The organism is Arcicella lustrica (assembly GCF_034930985.1).
GTDB classification, from domain to species: Bacteria; Bacteroidota; Bacteroidia; order Cytophagales; family Spirosomataceae; genus Arcicella; species Arcicella lustrica.
In genome coordinates, this window is the sequence record NZ_JAYGIM010000008.1 from 262,313 (window position 1) to 282,458 (window position 20,146).

Sequence of the window (20,146 nt, forward strand, 5' to 3'; positions counted from 1 at the left end):
TCATTTATTGTACTTTTGCAGGAATTTTCCTAACCTATTACATTAAAAACATCTCAGCAGATAATTTTTAACAAAGCAATTAACGAATTATAGTCCATAATGAATTTTAAAGAATATAAAAACCTTGACTACGGTCAGGTTGCAGACGAAATCCTTAAATTTTGGCAAGACGAAAAGATTTTTGAAAAATCTATCGAAACCCGTGAGGGCAATCCAACTTTTACTTTTTATGAAGGACCACCTTCGGCAAATGGTACTCCGGGTATTCACCACGTGATGGCTCGTGCGATTAAGGATATTTTCTGTCGTTATCAAACTTTAAAAGGCAAGCAAGTAAAACGCAAAGGCGGTTGGGACACTCACGGCTTACCTGTGGAATTGCAAGTAGAAAAAGAATTAGGTATCACCAAAGACGATATTGGCAAGAAAATTTCGGTTGAAGAATATAACAAAAAGTGCCGTGAAACAGTGATGAAATTCACTGACCAATGGAACGATTTGACCGAAAAGATGGGCTATTGGGTGGATTTAGATAATCCATACATTACTTATGAAAACGATTATATCGAATCGGTTTGGCATTTGTTGAAAACACTTTACGAAAAGGGTTTACTCTACAAAGGTTATACCATTCAGCCTTATTCGCCAGCGGCAGGTACGGGACTTTCTTCACATGAATTGAATATGCCTGGAACGTATCAAAATGTAAAAGATACTTCGTTGACGGCTCAATTTAAAGTAAAATTGACTGGTAAATCTGGATTCTTGTTTGATTCTGCCGATAGTAGCAATATTTATATTTTAGCTTGGACGACTACTCCTTGGACTTTACCCGCAAACTCAGCTTTGACGGTCGGAAAAAACATTGATTACGTTTTAGTAAAATCTTTCAATCCATACACTTTCGAGCCTGTAAATGTAGTTTTGGCGAAAGATTTGGTTGGAAAATACTTCAACGAAAAAGGAAAAGATGGCGATTTTTCGAAGTATAATGACGGAGACAAAATTATTCCTTGGAAAATCGTAATCGAATTCAAAGGCAATTTCCTAGAAGGCATCGAGTACGAACAATTAATGCCTTACGTTCAGCCAGAAAGTCCAGCATTCCGTGTAATTATCGGCGATTTTGTAACGACCGAAGACGGTACAGGTGTCGTTCATACTTCGCCAACTTTTGGTGCGGACGACTTTAGAGTGGCACAACAAAGTGGAATTCCTTCGATTTTTGTAAAAGACGAAAATGGCAAAGATGTTCCAATCGTAAATCGTCAAGGTCGTTTTGTGGCTGAAATTACTGATTATGCCAACGAACCAGTAAAAGAAGCGTATTTATCAGACGCAGAAAAAGAAGAGCAACGCATCAAACAAGGAAGAGACAAGTATTTATCAGTTGACGAACGCATTGCGATTCAGTTAAAAACTGAAAATAAAGCCTTCAATGTTCAGAAGTTTGATCACCCTTATCCACACTGTTGGAGAACCGATAAACCAGTTTTGTATTATCCATTAGATTCTTGGTTTATCCGCACAACGGCAGTAAAAGATAAAATGATTGCCTTGAACAACACAATTAATTGGAAACCTGAGTCAACAGGTACTGGTCGTTTTGGCAACTGGTTGGAAAACTTGGTTGACTGGAATTTATCCCGTTCAAGATATTGGGGAACTCCGCTACCAATTTGGCGTTCGGAAGATAGCGAAGAAGTATGCGTTGGTTCTTTGAAAGAATTAGAAAATGGCATTACTCACGCTTTGAAAGATGATGTATTATCAGCAGAGCAACGTGCAGCCAACGAAAAATTCTTGACTTTGTTGAAAGAAGGAAAAGAAGATTTGCACCGTCCGTTTGTGGATGAAGTATATTTAATTTCTGCTTCGGGCAAAGTGATGACTCGTGAAACGGACTTAATCGACGTTTGGTTTGATTCTGGAGCAATGCCTTATGCACAATGGCATTATCCATTTGAAAATAAAGATATTTTTGATGAAGCTTACCCAGCAGATTTTATCTCGGAAGGTGTTGACCAAACTCGTGGCTGGTTCTTTACTTTGCACGCTATTTCGGCAATGATTTCTGATTCAGTTGCTTTCAAAAATGTGGTCTCAACAGGTTTAGTTTTAGACAAAAACGGCAACAAAATGTCTAAACGCTTAGGCAATGCCGTTGACCCATTTGAAACCTTGAAGAAGTACGGTGCAGACCCAACTCGCTGGTACATGATTACCAACGCACAGCCGTGGGATAACCTTAAATTTGATTTAGCAGGCATTACCGAAGTACGTAACAAATTCTTCGGAACGCTTACGAATACTTATAATTTCTTTGCTTTGTACGCCAATTTAGATGGCTACTCGCCAACAGGCAAGCTCGACAAAACGATTGCGACAGAATTAGACCAATGGATTTTATCAAAATTACAAACTTTGATAAAAGAAGTGGACGAGGCCTATAATACTTACGAACCAACAAAAGCAGGACGTGCCATCCAAGAATTTGTGGGTGACCATCTTTCAAACTGGTATGTGCGTTTGGGCAGAAGACGTTTCTGGAAAGGCGAAGTAACGGCAGACAAACAATCGGCTTATGAAACCTTAGCATTCTGTTTGAAAACGATTGCTCAGTTGATGTCGCCAATTGCTCCTTTTTATGGAGATTGGTTGTATAAAAACTTAACGGACACCAAAACAAGTACCAACGAGTCTGTTCACTTAACGAACTTCCCGAAAGTACAGCACGAATGGATTAATACAGAACTGGAAACCTCAATGGATTTGGCACAAAGAATTTGTTCTTTGATTCACTCATTGAGAAAAACCAATCGTATTAAAGTTCGTCAGCCATTATCTAAAATCTTGATTCCGATTTTGAGTGAACAAACTCGTGAACAAATTCGCCATGTGGACGAACTTATCAAGACAGAAGTAAATATCAAAGCCGTAGAATACTTAAACGATGCTTCGGGCGTATTGTCGAAAAAAGTAAAACCAAACTTTAAGGCATTAGGGCCAAAATTCGGAAAAGATATGAAAGCCGTTGCCGCAGTAATTACTGCCATGACAGCCGATGATTTGAAAGCTTTGGAAGAAAGTAAAACGATTGTTCTTGAGAATTTCACCATTGCTTTAGAAGACGTTGAAATACAAACAGAAGATTTACCGGGCTACTTAACGGCATCAGATGCGGGTATTACTGTTGCTTTAGACATCAACATTACTCCTGAGTTGAAACAAGAAGGTATCGCTCGTGATTTTGTTAATCGTATCCAGAATTTACGTAAAGATTCAGGATTTGAAATAACTGATAAAATCAGCATTCAATTATTAGATTCAGATGCAGAAGTAACCGCAGGCGTTGTGGCTTTCAAAGACTTTATCAGTCAAGAAGTACAAGCACTATCGTTGGAAGTAGTCAGCGAATTAGCCGACGGACAAGAAGTTGAATTTGAAGAATTAACTTTAACGGTTAAAGTAGCAGTTGTGTAACTTGGATTGAAAATCTGAAGAAAAAAATAAAAAGGGAAGTTTTCGTTTATGAAGACTTCCCTTTATTGTTTAAATTATATTCAATCCATTATTTACAATCATTAGCAGTATAACTTGCCAAGACACTTACTCTACCAGTTGAAGCATTGTAACTTGTATTTCCAGTTATGCCTATACCTCCAGAAGTAACGATGGTAGATGAATTCTTTCCAAACGTAACCCTACCTGAATAACTTTTACCATCATAGTAGGTATAAAAAGTATATGGTCTTCCTTCTCTTAAAGTAGTACTTGCCTTACCGCTTCTCGCATAAGTTGACGCCCATCGTCTATCAATACTATCATAAAAATCTACCCAAGTTGATGGTTTAATATTTAGGGTCTTATTACTACATTTTACTGTAAAATCTATATCTATATTAATATATGGTGGTATATTAGGTACTGAGACATTTACATTAACTGGAGTAGATGAGCAAGGGTCAAAAGCTGCAGAACGACCAATTAGAGCTGAACTGTTTCTTGAAAAAATGTCAAGCTGAACTCTGAAATTATTTGGGGCTCTTCCAGCATTGATAAAACCATTATTCAAATTACCATTTAAAACATCAAAATTTGAAATTGATGTATAATATGAGCGACTACCATTTGGAGCTACTAAATATAAATAGCCATAAAAATCATAACTATTTGTATAAGTATTGATATTGGAAGCTACTCTAAATTTTAGTGTGGTACTCCTATTACTACATCCTCTATAATACCAATCTAAATTCCAATAAGATAAGTGTGCTGCTTTAAAAGTTGCTGTCAACTTACCATCAGCTCCTTTTGTTACAATTGCTTCTCCTTCTTCTTTCCACTCTCCTGTCTCACTATCATAACTCCATGTAGGAATTTTATCTCCTTCATGTACTTTTTGACCTGTTTCTGGGTTTTCAAGTTCTGTGCTAACTCCTACTTTTACATCAATTGGTTTTGAAAAGCTTGTAACCTTTTTACCTTCTGCTTCCATATCAACCGCAACAAAACCACCAGTAATAAATGAACCTTCAGTAGTAGTTCCATTCTGCATAGCAACATTCTCTGCAGCAAAACCTCCCGGAAAACTAGTCAATGCTTCCTGAGTTTCAGTACCATATTGAACAACTTGTGTTTTTACAGTTGTTGCGTTAATAACATTTCCTGTCGCATCTTTTACTTGTGTTCCCGGTGCTATCGTAATCTGAGCCGTCTCAGCTTTATCGGCAGTAGCGGGTACATTAATTGTTGAGCCAGTCGTCAACGATAATACACTTGTTGCTGCTGCTGTACCATGCGGAGGACTAGCGACACTTGTTAGGGGAACGTCAAATGCTAAAGTACTATCTGCACTAACAACAGTAATCGTTTTACTGGTTGATACATAGCCCACTCCAGAAACAGCAACCGTAAATTCAATAGGATTTGCTTCGGATGGCTTAACATTCTTATTTAATACCAATGGAAGTACATTTCCAATAACAGTATAATCTTTCCCGCCTGCATCGTCTAATACTAAACTTTTATCTGGCCCAGAAATCGTTACAGTTAAACCTTCTGGTACTTTTGTTGCATCTGCATTACCATCTACAAACCTGAGCAAAATTGGAGCTTTATAAATGTCTGTATTGACTGTTAATTCTACGTCTTCGAATGGATTGATTTTCTGACAGGCAAAGACGACAAAGAGTCCAAAAATTGTATAAAATATAGGACGGATATAGTTACGATATTTTAGTTTCATGATTTCTTATCTTTTAGGATTAAAGTTATTTACTTGTTTATGCGTACTGCCAATCTAAGATTTAGCATTGGCCAATAACGCCAGTCATTCATGTTGCCTTGTACTTTTGCTTCTTGTTCATTCATACTACTTAGGCGTTCTGTGCCTGTTAATGATACTACTGGTTCTTTCAGGTAATATGTTCCTAATTCAAAACCAAAACCTATTCGTTTTTTGGGAACAGCTCTTCCAAAACCGATGCCAACAAAAGGTGCAATTCCTTTACCGTAATCTAGCCCAAACCTGAAACTTCCTACTTCTTCAGGAGTAAAGACTGTCTCGCCAAAAGTATAATTCTCTGTTGGGGTTGCTAATACACCTAATTCGCCTTTCAATACATAACTCACGCCTCCAATTAGTTTAAAGCTACTCTTTTCAAAAGGGAAATATTCTAACGATAAACCAACAGCACTCATGTCGAAATTTCCATCTAGCTCAACCTTCTCATCCGAAATATCCAATTGCGCATTCGTGTTGTATTTGAAGTAATTGTAATTCAACTTAACACTCAAATGGCTGTTGTATTGGTAAGAAACATCAAAACCGGGTGTTGTTCCTATGCCCAAACCAATCGCAAACTTCCCATCGTTGGGGGCTTTAATTTTAACTTTTTCCTGACAAAGGGCACTCCCACCGATTGTACAGATAGTCACTAAAAGTAATAGTAGTTTTTTCATACTGTAATATTTATAAAGGTTTATTATATTTTATGAACATTCCTTTTGAGTCATCCTAAAGTATGGACGTGCCTATCACCCATGCGATTTGCATGTTTTATCGAAAAACAATCGACTTTATTACCTTATGATGTGTGTTAAATTTGAAGGATATACTTGGTGAAATCGATGTATAGCCTAAAGTCTTTATCCTGAAAAGATTATCGAAAATACTGAAAAAATAAAAATGACTATCATTCTGTCAATCATAAGCCCTTGAAAACTTATTATACGGTCATTTTTTTACTCTTTCATCATAAAATAGCTTGAAATGGATTTTATAAGTATCTTAAATTCTTACTTTTCAACAACTTTTACTGCAAATTAGCGATGCCAACATCGCTAATCAATACCCATTTCTGGGTATTTTACGAAAAATCTTTAAATTAAATTAAAGGCTCTAGCAAATTGACAAAGTTCAAAATAGGAATTAGTATTGAGTTTTTTCTTGATATTTTTTCGATGTGTTTCAACTGTTCCTATCGAAATAAATAGCTTTTCTGCTGTTTCTATTGAGCTTACTCCCATTGCCAGTAATTTTAAAATTTCACATTCCCGTTTGCTCAGGCTTGAAAATAACTGGAAATTATTGCGCAGAAAATTGTTTTCTTCTAGTAATCGCTCTGCCTTAAACGTCATGTGGTGCATGGTGTCGATAGGAAATGCTATAGTAATAGCAAGTAGTGGTTTTGCTTCTTCATCACGAGCAAAAACCATTGTACTTGCCATGTGCCATTTCCAAGGAGCATTAATCCGAAAACGCACCTGCTGAAAACAAGTACAAATTTCATCAGCAATATTGCGCTCCATCAAACTCAACACTTTAGGGGCATAATCTTTAGAATCTTCTGGATTGAAATAGCGGTAATAATACTCTTCCGAAGATAAACTGGTAATTTCTTCTAAAGTCACGCCAAGTTCGCCAAGCCCTCTTGGAGACATCCAAGCAACTGACCAATCTCGAAGGTCGTGCAAAACAACTACTCCCGGTAGTTTACAAGCTACTTTAGCAATTTCAAGGATATTCTTATCTATTATTTCCTGATTTGTATCAATCATCGAGTTCAGATTAAGTTTAACGTTATAAATATAATCGCTATAGGGTAAAGGATTGGGGTCAAACTGCCATTTATCTCCAAAAAACTTATTATTCGGTTAAATTTTCCGTAAATGCTAAAAGATGAGTCAAGAATCTTAAAGACATCTTTTTTAATCAAAAACAAGCTTGAACCTATCTCAAAGAATGAACAAGCTATCTTTTAGATAGGTCGTTGGGTCTTTTTCATAGCTTGTTCCATCATTTTGATAGGTGAAGCTATCTAAATGATAGGTTAACGCATCTTTTTTGCGGTTTTTTGCGTGAAAAAGATAGGACAACCTATCTCGGAGATAGGATTTTCCATCTTTTTCACGCAATTTTCCGTATAAAACTGAACAAAACCGCAGAAATACAAATCACCTAAAGTTTCTTAGATGCAGTCTTAATTCCTTCATCGAGTGCTTATTAACAATTTTTAATCCTGCAAATGATGACTTCAAACCTGAGAGTTTTTTTTTATTCGTAGCTTTGTAAAATATTATGATTTGAATAGCTGCGATTGGCGCTATTGTGACTTACAGAAAAATGAAAATTCTTGATTTATACATCATTAAAAAATTCCTTACAACGTATTTTTTTGCCGTGTTAATCATCGTCTCTATTATTATGGTGATTGATTATACTGAAAAAATCGACAATTTCATCGATAATAAAGCTTCTCTTCACGCTGTTCTGGTTGACTATTACCTCAATTTTATTCCTTATTGGGCTAATTATATTAGTCCGCTAATGGTGTTTATTGCTACGGTTTTCTTTACCGCTAATTTGGCTGCTCGCACCGAAATTATTGCGATTCTGAGTACAGGAGTAAGTTTTACTCGTTTTATCCGTCCTTATATTATTGCTTCTTCCATCGTTGGGATTCTTACTTTTTTTATGGTTGGTTGGGTAATTCCTAATGCCAATAAAACCCGAATTGCCTTTGAAAGAAAGTACGTAGTAGGTTCTTATTATTATAGTGGCAGAGATGTGCATATCAAAATTGGTCCACACGATTACGCCTATATGGAAAGCTACGATACAGGTTCGCAAACAGGTTATAAATTTTCTTTAGATAAAATTGAAGGACATGAATTAAAGACCAAATTACTTGCCGACCATATCACTTGGGATTCTACCAGAAGAAAATGGTCGATTTTTGATTACCGAGTAAGAACATTCTTACCTGACGGCAAACAAAAATTAACTTACGGAACAAAAATTGACACAACACTCAATTTGCTTCCCAAAGATTTTGAAAGTACTTATCAAATTCATGAAACGTTAACTAATTCTGAACTAGAAAGAACCATTAGTCAAATCAGAAGTCGTGGAGCAGATGGCATTGAGATTTTCTTGATTGAGAAATACTTACGTTTTGCCAACCCATTTGCCGTAATTATTCTGAGTGTTATTGGCGTAATTGTTTCTGCTCGTAAATCAAGAGGCGGAGTCGGTTTTCAAATTGCTTTGGGCTTTATGTTAGCCTTTTTGTATATTTTATTCTTTATGATGAGTAAAGGAATTGCACAATCTGGCGGAATGCCTCCGCTCCTAGCCGTCTGGTTGCCGAATTTAGTTTTTACAGGTATTGGCGTTATTCTATATTATACCGTGCCGAGGTAGTTCGGAGTTTTTACAGGTTAATTTCCTCTTTTCCAATAGGGTTGGACTTAAGTCAGACTCTAATGAAAAAGATAGAATCAAAACATTTTTTAACGTGATTTGCCATTAACATTTGGCGAAAAAACTTCATGAAAACAAACAGTATAAAAGATTATTTCCAACTCCATTTAGTTGTACTCATCGCTGGGTTTACCGCTATTTTAGGTGCATTAATTTCGGCACATTCTTTAAGCGTTGTCTTTTTCAGAACACTCCTGGCTTCGGGTGGTTTGTTTATTTATTTATACTTGAAAAACGTTTCCATTAAAGTTTCTACCAAAGCTACTTGGCAATTATTAGCAACAGGCGGAATTATTGCTTTACACTGGTTCACGTTTTTCTATGCTGCCAAAATATCGACAGTAGCCATTTGTTTAGCAGGTTTTTCAACTGGCTCATTGTGGACAAGTTTGTTAGAACCGATTTGGGATAAAAGAAAAATCAGGGTTATAGAAGTTGGTTTGGGCTTGATGGTAATTGTAGGTTTGTACTTAATCTTTTTGTTTGAAGTAAATCATATTCTTGGGCTTTTTGTAGGTGTTTTCTCAGCATTTCTGAGTGCTCTTTTTTCTGTAATCAATTCCAGATTTGCCAAACATCATAGTCCACAAATCATTACATTTTATGAGATGTTGGGTGCTGCCATTTTCACTTTTGTGCCAGTTGTGTATTTATTTTTTGAAGGAAGTGTCGATTTCAAAATCATACCACAAGGTTTAGATTGGCTTTGGATAATGATTTTAGCTTTTGTTTGTACAGTATATGCTTTTGCCGAAGGAGTAGAATTGATTCGAAAATTTTCGGCATTTACTTTCAATCTTACTTTAAACCTTGAACCCGTTTACGGTATCATTTTAGCCTATTTAATTTTCGGAGAAAAAGAACAGATGACAACAGGTTTTTATGCAGGAACATTCATCATTTTAGCTTCTGTTTTAGTGTATCCATTGCTCAAAAAGAGTAAATTCTCTAAAAACTGAGTACGCTGAAAAGGAAAATCAAATCAGGTTTTGGAACAGCAAAAGGCTTAATCTAAACTTTTTACGCTATATTTGAGGCTAATTATAATTAAGGTTTATCGTGTACAGAACGATTTGATTCATTTCTCTATCACAGAATCTATTCAACAACACATTCTTTACTTGTTTATACCGATAAACCAATCCTAAATTTTCTTACTCAATGAAACTTTCTATTGTCATTCCTTCTTATAATGAAGCCAAAACCATCCATTTAATTCTTGATAAAGTCAGGGCATTACAATTGGTAAATGACATCGAAAAAGAAGTAATTGTGGTTAATGACTGTTCTACAGATGATACAAATACTGAAATAGAAAAGTACATCAATCAACATAATTTCCCGATTAGTTATCACAGCCATGCTGTCAATCAAGGTAAAGGAGCCGCCATTAGAACTGGTATTCAAAAAGCAACTGGCGATTTAATCATCATCCAAGATGCCGATTTAGAATATGACCCTAACGAATATAATATCTTGTTGATGCCAATTGTCAATGGACATGCTGATGTTGTTTATGGCTCAAGATTTGCCAGTGGACGTGCCCACAGAATTCTATTCTTTTGGCATACAATTGGGAACAAATTCCTTACTTTTTTAAGCAATATGCTTAATAATTTGAACCTTACCGACATGGAAACTTGCTACAAACTGTTTCGTGCCGATATTATCAAAGGGATTCATTTAGAAGAAAATCGTTTTGGTTTTGAACCAGAAGTAACTGCTAAAATTGCAAGAATTAAGAATATTCGTATTTATGAAGTAGGGATTTCGTACTATGGAAGAACTTATGCAGAAGGCAAAAAAATAAACTGGAAAGATGGTTTCAGAGCGATTTATTGTATTCTTAAATACGGACTTTTCAAATAGCAATTTATATTGACAAGTAGCATATATCAATGTTTGAAATTCACAATTCATAACGCTGACTTGCCTTCACCCACAAACATTTTAATTCCTTGAAAACCCCTCAAATTTCAATTATCGCCCCGCTCTATAACGAAAGTGAGACTTTTCCATTTTTAGTAGAAAGGTTAAATAACTTAATGGATTCGGTTCAAGAAAGCATTGAAATTGTTTTGATAGATGATGGAAGTCGTGACAACACAGCAGAGCTGATGCAGGCTTTGGCTTTGACCGACGAAAGATATCATTGCTTATTTTTAGCCAGAAATCACGGACACCAATTAGCCCTTACTGCTGGTTTGGCAGTATCAAAAGGTAGCGAAGCCGTCATGGTGATTGATGGCGATTTACAAGATCCACCAGAATTATTAACCGAATTTTATCCTTATTTAAAACAAGGTTATGATGTTGTATATGCAGTACGCAAACAACGAAAAGAGAATTTTGTAAAAAGAAGCGCTTATTATCTTTTCTATCGCTTACTGAAAAGTATCGCTTATGTGGATATTCCATTAGATAGTGGTGATTTTGCTTTAATGAGTCGCAGAGTAGTCAATATCATGAATAAAATGCCAGAGGAAAGTCGTTACTTAAGAGGAATGCGTACTTGGGTTGGCTTTAAACAAATTGGTGTTGAGTATGCACGAGAAGAACGTCATGCAGGAGAATCGAAGTATTCTTTCAAACAACTTTTCAATTTAGCCTACAGTGGCATTTTTAATTTTAGTGAATTTCCCATCAAATTTGTGTCACGCTTAGGAGTATTTTCAATTATCGTTTCATTGATTTATTTTATTAGCGTACTGATTAAGAAGTATTATTTCCAAGAAGTTATCGAAGGTTTTCCTGCTTTGCTCTTCATGATTATACTGTTTAGTGGTGTACAATTATTTGCATTAGGAGTACTCGGTGAATATATTCTTAGAGTATTTTTCCAGTCTAAAAACAGACCATTATTCATTATCAAAAGCGAAATTCACAACAAGGAATTTGTAGAATAAATCATTTAGTGATGAATATTTACTTGGCAAAAAATAATGGGAATGACTTTGAAATCATTCCCATTATTTTTTATCTACCAATAGCTACTCTTCTCAGAATTGTATCAATTACTTGCATTGTTGTAATACCATCTGCTTCGGCTTCATAATTGAGCATAATTCTATGGTTCAGTACATCTGGTGCAATTTCTTTAATATCTTCTGGCAATACATAATCTCTCCCATCCAAATATGCCAATACTTTTGCAGCCAAATTCAAATTGATACTTGCACGAGGCGATGCCCCAAATTGTACATAACGAGCTTCCTCTCTGAGTCCATAATCACCCGGTTTACGAGTGGCAAAAATAAGTTCAATAATATATTTTTCAAGCGTTTCAGAAATCGTAATATCGTTAATCTCTTTTCGGATTTTAAAAATGTCTTCTTTATCAAGAATCGCCTGAGGCTGATAATTAAAATCCATGTTCGACATCTTCCTCATTACTTCCAACTCTTGCTCTTTATTCAAATAATCCACAAAAACCTTTAGCATAAATCTATCTACTTGTGCTTCAGGCAAAGGGAAAGTACCTTCTTGCTCAACAGGGTTTTGGGTAGCTAATACCAAAAAAGGTTTATCAAGCGGATAAGTAAAATCACCAATGGTTACTTGTTTTTCCTGCATCGCTTCCAAAAGAGCAGATTGTACTTTTGCAGGCGCACGGTTTACTTCATCAGCCAAAATAATATTGGCAAAAACAGGACCTTTTTTCACTTCGAAATCATCTGACTTACGGCTGTAAATCATCGTTCCAATCAAATCGGCAGGAAGTAAATCAGGCGTAAACTGAATTCTATGAAAATCTAGTTTAAGAATTTTTGATAAAGTGTTTACAGATAATGTTTTAGCCAAACCCGGCACACCTTCCAATAAAACGTGTCCGCCAGTAAACAAACCAATGAGTAATCGATTCGTCAATTTTTCATGACCAACCACCACCTTACCCATTTCTTCAAATACTTGATTTATTTTTTCTCTTGAAGTCATATATTATATCGAGGTAAGTTTTATGTTGTCTTTATTAAAACACAACATTTACCTTATAAAAGCCTTTAAAATTGTTTAATGTAAAGCAATTTTACGAAAAAAAATTGGCAATACACTGGCTAAAATCTAAATTCAAATCATTAACTCTAGTAGTCTAATAACTGTATATATTGAGCTCATAGTAGATATTTAATTGAATTAATATTGAAATTAAATAAATTGCTTTCATATTTATAGCTTTCAAGTAAACATAAATTTGAAAATTAGATGATTGAAAAGTTTATTTATCTCTATTAAAACTTGTACCAAAATGAAGAAAATTATACTTATCTCTATCTTTTGTTGGCTATCTTCGCTCAATTTATTCTCACAAAGTTTAATTGACAAAAGGATTTATAGTGGTAACCTGTCATTATCATTAAATCACGATACATATAAATATAAGTTCAGCAGTCCATATTCAGCGACGAATACAAATGTAAGTATAAGCTTTTTAGCGGGGAAAATCAGAAAAAATAATTCCTATGTAGCCTATGGTTTTGTTTTAGGAGGACATTCTCTTAACCAAGTAACAAGCTTCTCCCAACAAATTAGTCTTGGTCCAGCTGTACAAGTTGGAAAATTCATAAAGATATTTGATCAATTCTATTTTGCTCCTAAAAGTAATTTTACTTTGGCTGGAGTGATAGGAAAAACAGAGTCTTCAGAGATATTAAACAACAAAGGAATAAATACAAGTATTGATTTTTCCCCTTTAAGTTTTGTCTATCAAATAAAGGACAAAATCATGCTCAATATGAGTCTAGGACAATTTGCACTGAATTATACTTATTTAAATAGTAGTAACGATTTCTTTTCACAAAATAGTCATAGCTTAGACATTAATGGAAATCTATCTAATTACACTAGCTTAGGAATGTTTTATTTGTTTTAAAACAATACTCTTCCCAAAAATTTGTAGGAAGAGTATCATTATGAAATATTACTTATTTTCCCCAAGCGCATAGCTAAGTGCAAGTGAAACTTTTTGGATATTACCTGTTATGTAAACAAAAGGTCTAAGTCCAGCGTCTGTTTTACTGTAAGATAGTTCAACATTCATTCTACTAATTTTTGTACCTATTCCCAGTTTATAGCCCACTGCATTACCTAAACCCTGATAAATAAAGTCTGTACTTTTTTCAGCTAATCTCTTTTCTAGAGATAACCCAGCATTCAAATAAACATTAATCTTTTTAGGCACATTTTTATAAATTGAAAATTGGGGACCAATGTATAATCCTAAATAAGAAGTATTAGTAGGTATTTCATATGTATGATATAACTGTACATCCTCTTCGTAGTGATTATATAATAATTCTATTTTAATGCCTAATCTTCCTCTTTTTGAAGGTAGGTCAAACAATACCCCTGCTCCAACTGATGCAGATTTCAATCCCGATTTATTATAGTTTTCTGAATAATAAGATAAATTTCTATCAATATTAAAGCTGTAAGTTCCTATGGCAGCATGTAGGAAAAAGGTATATTTAAACTTCTCTTTTTTTGATAATTCAAGAGCTTTATTATCTCCAAAAAACAGGTTATATTTTAATATTAATGGACTTAGTGCGGTTTCTTGATAAGGGTACTTGAATATTTTCCCTGAATAATTTGAACAGTCCTCACATAAATCATACAACTGTTTGTTGTATGTATCAAGATGTACTTCAAAAGTACCAGATTCCGTCTTTCTAAGAAAACGATGGTCGATAAGCTCTTGAATTGGTTCATTCAGTTTCTCTATAAAGAAATGTCCTTTTGTGTTACCATCCTTCAAGTAGTATAAATTTAGCCTTCCTTTTATCAATTGTTTCAGGAACACAGTAGTATCCACAAGTACTCTATCATAGCTATGTAATAACTTAGCAGACATGTGTGGGGTAATATCCAAGGATATTTTCTTGCGTACATAAGTTGCCTCATTATTGATAGCAAAGCTTTGAATATCGCTTAGTCTATACTTAATAGCATTTTGATTTTCTTGTTTGAATGTAATCTGAGAAGGAGCTTGAACCCATTTTTTGTTATCAATTTTGCCTCGGATAGTATCGCCCGCATTATTAACAACATAACCCACCATAAACTCTTTTTGAGCTTTGCTAGAATAGTGTGACAGAACTGTAATGAATAAAGAAAATAGTAGTTTTTTCATGTAATGTTTGATTATAGAATTTTTGATTGAAAATGCTTTACAGAACTTATTAAATTTAAATCACACAAAAACAGGTGATATTATAATATAAAATCTACGCTAAAGCTAAACTATTACCAAAACAAAAACAATGGACGATATTGTATTTATTTAGCTATGTCCCATTAAATTCCTATAGCCTAATTATTAAACTATTCTTCAAACTTCTTGCAATATCATTGCATTGGTTATCTTTGTAAAAACATCAACAGCATGATAGCCACCCAAAACTTAACCTTCTCTTATTCCTGTGAAAAGAGCTTTACTTTTCCAGACTTTTCCTGTTCAGACCGTGAAACAATGCTTATTTTGGGTAAATCAGGAAGAGGTAAAACTACTTTTTTACATTTAATGGCTCTTTTATTGAAACCTTCGGGTGGTAAAATTCAGATTAATAACCAAGAAATTAGTGATTTTTCAGTCAGTTCAGCAGCAGATTTCAGAGCAAAGAATGTAGGAATTATTTATCAAAAACCTCATTTTGTTCATTCACTTTCGGTATTAGAGAATTTACTTTTAGCAAATTATTTAGCAGGAAAATCTCAAGCAAAAGACCTCGCCAAACATTTGGCAGAAAGCTTGGGCTTTGCCGAACATTTGCATAAAAAAACCACGCAATTATCACAAGGCGAACAGCAAAGAGTAAGTATTGCCAGAGCCTTGATGAATAAACCTTCTGTGATTTTGGCAGACGAACCAACCTCAAGTTTGGACGATGATAATTGCTTGAAAGTAGTGGATTTATTGAAAAAGCAAATTGAAGAAATTGGAGCAAGCTTGGTAGTAGTTACGCACGACCAACGCCTAAAAGATGTGGTGGAAAAACGTATAAATTTATAGCAGATGAACTTACTAAAAATATCTTGGAGTAACCTTAAAGACAAACCACTCACCAGTTTTTTAAGTATTTTATTAATGGCTTTGGGTATTGCCATTATTTCGTTGTTGCTCTTGGCTGGTAAACAGTTAGAAGAAAAATTTACCCGAAATGTAGCAGGCATCGATATGGTTGTTGGGGCAAAAGGGAGTCCGCTACAATTAATTTTAGCCAGTATTTACCAAATTGACGCTCCGACAGGGAATATTTCTTTGGACGAAGCCAACCGTCTTACTCGTAATCCTTTAGTGAAATCAGTCATTCCATTATCTATGGGCGATAGCTATCAAGGTTATAGAATTGTGGGTACAAACGAAAAGTACCTACAACATTTTGAAGCTGAATATGAAGCTGGAAAAGTATTTTCGGGAGCAATGGAAATGGTCGTAGGTTCGAAAGTTGCCAAAAATTTGGAACTAAAAGTTGGTGATACTTTTGCTTCGCAACATGGCTACGATCAAGAAGGAGACGTTCACGAAGAAAAGAAATTTAAAGTAGTTGGTATCTTGAAAAATACCAATTCGGTACTCGACCAATTGATGGTGACACCGCTCGAAAGTGTTTGGGCGGTACATGATTCCCACCACGAAGAAGAAGTTGGCAAAGGAGCAAATGCCTTGAAGCTTTTAGAAGAAGAAACAAGTATGGACGAAGAACATCATCATGACGAAGAAGCTAAAGAAATTACTTCGATGCTGATAAAATTCAGAAATCCTGCGATGGGCATGATGATGGCAAGGAGTATCAATCAAAATACTACTATGCAAACGGCTTCACCTGCCATCGAAATCAATCGTTTGTTTGCTTTGATGGGTTTTGGCATTGATACTTTAAAAATTATTGCTTTGGTCATCATCATCGTTTCGGGTTTAAGTGTATTTGTTTCACTGTATAATTCACTCAAAGAGCGAAAATATGAGATGGCTCTGATGCTTTCGATGGGAGCAAGTAGAACCAAATTATTCTTTCTTTTACTCTTAGAAGGCTTGATAATCAGCACGATTGGTTTTGTATTTGGCGTGGCATTAAGTAGGCTTGGACTTTGGTTGATGTCGAAAAATGTAGAACAAAATTTTCATTACGACTTCAACGTTTTATCTTTGTTGACAGAAGAATTTTGGTTATTCCTCGGAGCATTATTCATTGGTTTATTGGCAGCAGCTATTCCATCTTTGGGTATTTATAAAATAGATATTTCAAGAACTTTAGCGGATGAATAGCTTTTAGCTGTGAGCTATGAGCCTTGAGCTTTCATTTTTTTAGCTCATAGCTCATCAAAGCTTACTAAAAAATCAGTAAAAACTAAATAAACCTTGAACTACGAGCTTTAAGTTTTCCATTTTTTAGCTCACAGCTTATGGCTCTTTGCTCAAGGCTAACAACAAATCAACAAAAAACTAAAAATGAAAATAAAATCATTACTCGTATTCGGTGTTTTATTTTTGGCTTTATCGGCTGCAACACCCATGAAAAAGCCAGTGGCTTTACCTGCTGAAAAACTTACTTGGGATATTCTGAAAGATGTCGTTTTCAAGAAAAAATGGTATCCACAAGAATCTATTTTTATGCTATATCCAACTTTTGGCCCAGGCATAAAGAAATTAGAAAATAAAGAAGTAATCATTAAAGGCTATGTAATTCCTGTGGATGCTGCTACGAATATGTATGTACTTTCGGCATTTCCATACAGTCAGTGCTTTTTCTGTGGTGGTGCTGGTCCAGAATCTGTCATGTCTTTAAAGCCTAAAAAAGGTGCCACTCATAAATACAAAACAGATGAAATGCACACTTTCAAAGGTAAACTCAAGCTCAATGCTGATGATATTTATGAAATGAATTATATCTTAGAAGAAGCAGATTTAGAAGAGTAATAAAGTATGATTTATATTGAAGCCAGAGGAAGCAATTCTTCTGGCTTTTTTTGTGGAGTAATCTAAAAAAAGTTTTTTAAATTTTATTCAAACAAATAATATTTCGATTCTAAAACGAAAACAAATTCTTAGCGTATCAAAATACGAATTATCCAACATCATAAAATACTTTATCAAGCTTATCTCCAAACATTCTACTGAAAATCCATTTTTATCAGAAAATTACACTATCAAAAAATAATTGTAAATTATCCAACAATAATACCATTTACAATTCATCAATAATCTCAAATCTCCTAAAATTATGTCTGAATCAAATAAAGTATTTCATGAACAATTGCTTTCAGAAATGAAGCAACGTTTAGTAAAAATAAAAGAAGGTGGTGGTCTTAAAAATATTCAAAAGCAACATGAACGTGGCAAATTAATAGCCCGTGAGCGCATTGATTATTTAATAGATGAAGGAAGCGAATTTCAAGAAATTGGCGCTTTTGTAGGATATGAAATGTACGAAGAATATGGTGGTTGTCCAGCGGGTGGAACAGTTGGTGGTTTAGGTTATGTTTCGGGACAATTGTGTGTTATCGTTGCCAACGACCAAACTGTAAAGGCAGGTGCTTACTTCCCGATTACGGGTAAAAAGAACCTTCGTTTTCAGGAAATTGCCATGCAAAATCAATTACCAATCATTTACTTGGTAGATAGCGCAGGCGTTTTTTTACCGATGCAAGACGAAATTTTTCCTGACAAAGAACATTTCGGTAAAGTATTCTACAATAATTCTATCATGAGTGCGATGGGAATCACCCAAATCTCTGCTGTGTTGGGAAGTTGTGTGGCAGGTGGTGCTTACTTGCCAATCATGTCGGACGAAACGCTAATGGTAAAAGGACAAAGTTCTATCTTTTTGGCAGGACCTTATTTAGTAAAAGCTGCCATTGGTGAAGAAATTGATGCTGAAACCTTGGGCGGAGCCAATACGCATAATGCTATTTCGGGCAATGCCGATTATCAGTTTGATACCGAACAAGAATGTCTCGACCAAATCAAAAGAACCATTGGTAAATTAGGACAGTTTGAAAAAGCTGGCTTTAATAGAAGTACTCCAAAGAGTCCGACTAAAAATTTGGAAGAAATATTGGATATTTTGCCAGAACTCAGAACCAAACCATACAATATGCGTGAAATCATCGAACGTTTGGTAGATGAATCCGAGTTTGATGAATTTAAAAAAGAGTATGGAAAAACAATTATTTGTGGCTATGCTCGCATTGATGGCTGGGCAGTTGGTATTGTGGCGAATCAGCGATTAGTCATCAAAAACACTAAAGGTGAAGTACAAATCGGTGGAGTAATTTATAATGATTCAGCCGATAAAGCCGCTCGTTTTATCATGAATTGCAATCAAAAGAAAATCCCTTTGATTTTCTTGCAAGATGTTACAGGCTTTATGGTCGGTAGCCGTTCAGAACATTCAGGAATTATTAAAGATGGTGCTAAAATGGTGAATGCAGTGTCTAATTCTATCGTTCCAAAAATCACAATTATCATTGGAAATTCTTACGGAGCAGGCAATTATGCCATGTGTGGCAAGGCATTCGACCCACGTTTTATTTATGCTTGGCCAAGTGCAAAAATTGCCGTAATGGGCGGTGAACAAGCTGCGCAAACTTTATTACAAACTCAAGTAGCATCAATGAAAGCGAAAGGAAAAGTAATCAGCAAAGAAGACGAGGATAATATTTTGAAGGAAATCAAAGACAAATACAACACACAAACTACGCCTTATTATGCTGCTGCAAGATTATGGGTAGATGAAATTATAGAGCCATTAGCTACGAGAAGTATCATTTCAACAAGTATTGCAGCGGCGAATCATTCACCAATTACAAAAGAATTTAAAACAGGTATTTTACAAGTTTGATTATCAAAATCTTGAAATAATACAGATTTTAAGAAGCGAAGAATCGTTGAAGAGGCGAACAAATATTCTTGAAAAATGAAAGATTCAAAGATAAATTGGGTTAAAAAGGGCTAAAATTGACTATTTTTCACTTTATACAAATATTTATTAAAAACTTTTGAAAACATATTTGTCTAAAACTCAAACATTTACTACCTTTGCAGTCCTGTTTCAAAGACACATCTTCGTTTTTCAGTTTGATTTGGTTGTAATTTACTGATAATCAATAGAAAACGATTTTTTATAACCAATTAAGCAAACAAAGCAATGGCTAAGAAAGGCAATAGAATCCAAGTGATTTTGGAATGTACTGAGCAAAAAACTTCAGGCGTTCCAGGGATGTCTCGTTACATCACTAAGAAAAACCGTAAAAACACTACAGCTCGTTTAGAGTTGAAGAAATACAATCCTTTCATGAAGAAAGTGACTGTTCATAAAGAAATTAAGTAATTCATTTAGTTGTCAATTACAAGTTATCAAGTCTGTGTTATCGTAATTG

General features: G+C 34.9%; 16 protein-coding genes. 11 read left to right on the forward strand and 5 right to left on the reverse strand.

The window, feature by feature from the left end; translation table 11 throughout:
- Positions 1–99 precede the first annotated feature (99 nt).
- Entirely contained in the window at positions 100–3,483 is a 3,384-nt protein-coding gene (gene ileS / locus VB798_RS11885) for an isoleucine--tRNA ligase (protein ID WP_323258689.1), read from the forward strand.
- A gap of 88 nt (positions 3,484–3,571) precedes the next feature.
- On the opposite strand, the gene VB798_RS11890 is transcribed toward ileS, so the two are convergent.
- The 3 genes from VB798_RS11890 to VB798_RS11900 all read right to left on the reverse strand — a co-directional run bounded on the left by VB798_RS11890 (position 3,572) and on the right by VB798_RS11900 (position 7,062).
- The gene (locus tag VB798_RS11890; RefSeq protein WP_323258690.1) at positions 3,572–5,248 is read right to left on the reverse strand and encodes an astroprincin family protein; all 1,677 of its coding nucleotides are present in this window, start codon (positions 5,246–5,248) and stop codon (positions 3,572–3,574) included.
- A 29-nt stretch (positions 5,249–5,277) separates the two neighbouring features.
- The gene (locus VB798_RS11895; RefSeq protein ID WP_323258691.1) at positions 5,278–5,964 is read right to left on the reverse strand and encodes a hypothetical protein; all 687 of its coding nucleotides are present in this window, start codon (positions 5,962–5,964) and stop codon (positions 5,278–5,280) included.
- A 420-nt stretch (positions 5,965–6,384) separates the two neighbouring features.
- Positions 6,385–7,062 (reverse strand): helix-turn-helix transcriptional regulator, encoded by a 678-nt coding sequence (locus VB798_RS11900; protein WP_323258692.1) that lies wholly within the window; start codon positions 7,060–7,062, stop codon positions 6,385–6,387.
- Positions 7,063–7,627: 565 nt separating this feature from the next.
- On the opposite strand from VB798_RS11900, the gene VB798_RS11905 reads away from it, so the two are divergent.
- From VB798_RS11905 to VB798_RS11920, 4 genes are all read left to right on the forward strand, one after another.
- On the forward strand, positions 7,628–8,707 hold the full coding sequence (locus tag VB798_RS11905; protein WP_323258693.1) for an LptF/LptG family permease: 1,080 nt from the start codon (positions 7,628–7,630) through the stop codon (positions 8,705–8,707).
- A 128-nt stretch (positions 8,708–8,835) separates the two neighbouring features.
- Positions 8,836–9,726, forward strand: a complete 891-nt coding sequence (locus VB798_RS11910) for a DMT family transporter (RefSeq protein WP_323258694.1) — start codon at positions 8,836–8,838, stop codon at positions 9,724–9,726.
- A gap of 202 nt (positions 9,727–9,928) precedes the next feature.
- On the forward strand, positions 9,929–10,636 hold the full coding sequence (locus VB798_RS11915; RefSeq protein WP_323258695.1) for a glycosyltransferase family 2 protein: 708 nt from the start codon (positions 9,929–9,931) through the stop codon (positions 10,634–10,636).
- Between the two features lie 89 nt (positions 10,637–10,725).
- Entirely contained in the window at positions 10,726–11,673 is a 948-nt protein-coding gene (locus VB798_RS11920) for a glycosyltransferase family 2 protein (protein ID WP_323258696.1), read from the forward strand.
- Between the two features lie 70 nt (positions 11,674–11,743).
- On the opposite strand, the gene VB798_RS11925 is transcribed toward VB798_RS11920, so the two are convergent.
- Positions 11,744–12,703 (reverse strand): AAA family ATPase, encoded by a 960-nt coding sequence (locus VB798_RS11925; protein WP_323258697.1) that lies wholly within the window; start codon positions 12,701–12,703, stop codon positions 11,744–11,746.
- A 310-nt stretch (positions 12,704–13,013) separates the two neighbouring features.
- On the opposite strand from VB798_RS11925, the gene VB798_RS11930 reads away from it, so the two are divergent.
- Positions 13,014–13,637, forward strand: a complete 624-nt coding sequence (locus VB798_RS11930) for a hypothetical protein (RefSeq protein ID WP_323258698.1) — start codon at positions 13,014–13,016, stop codon at positions 13,635–13,637.
- Positions 13,638–13,685: 48 nt separating this feature from the next.
- Here the strand turns inward: VB798_RS11930 and VB798_RS11935 are convergent, their stop codons facing one another.
- Complete coding sequence (locus VB798_RS11935) at positions 13,686–14,897, reverse strand: hypothetical protein (RefSeq protein WP_323258699.1); 1,212 nt, start codon at positions 14,895–14,897, stop codon at positions 13,686–13,688.
- Positions 14,898–15,149: 252 nt separating this feature from the next.
- Between VB798_RS11935 and VB798_RS11940 the strand changes: the two genes are divergently transcribed.
- The 5 genes from VB798_RS11940 to rpmG all read left to right on the forward strand — a co-directional run bounded on the left by VB798_RS11940 (position 15,150) and on the right by rpmG (position 20,097).
- Positions 15,150–15,776 (forward strand): ABC transporter ATP-binding protein, encoded by a 627-nt coding sequence (locus tag VB798_RS11940; protein WP_323258700.1) that lies wholly within the window; start codon positions 15,150–15,152, stop codon positions 15,774–15,776.
- Between the two features lie 3 nt (positions 15,777–15,779).
- Positions 15,780–17,033 (forward strand): ABC transporter permease, encoded by a 1,254-nt coding sequence (locus VB798_RS11945; protein WP_323258701.1) that lies wholly within the window; start codon positions 15,780–15,782, stop codon positions 17,031–17,033.
- A gap of 183 nt (positions 17,034–17,216) precedes the next feature.
- The gene (locus VB798_RS11950) at positions 17,217–17,684 is read left to right on the forward strand and encodes a DUF3299 domain-containing protein (RefSeq protein ID WP_407654149.1); all 468 of its coding nucleotides are present in this window, start codon (positions 17,217–17,219) and stop codon (positions 17,682–17,684) included.
- A 304-nt stretch (positions 17,685–17,988) separates the two neighbouring features.
- The gene (locus tag VB798_RS11955; protein WP_323258702.1) at positions 17,989–19,608 is read left to right on the forward strand and encodes an acyl-CoA carboxylase subunit beta; all 1,620 of its coding nucleotides are present in this window, start codon (positions 17,989–17,991) and stop codon (positions 19,606–19,608) included.
- Between the two features lie 306 nt (positions 19,609–19,914).
- On the forward strand, positions 19,915–20,097 hold the full coding sequence (gene rpmG, locus VB798_RS11960) for a 50S ribosomal protein L33 (RefSeq protein ID WP_184135005.1): 183 nt from the start codon (positions 19,915–19,917) through the stop codon (positions 20,095–20,097).
- Positions 20,098–20,146: the final 49 nt, after the last annotated feature.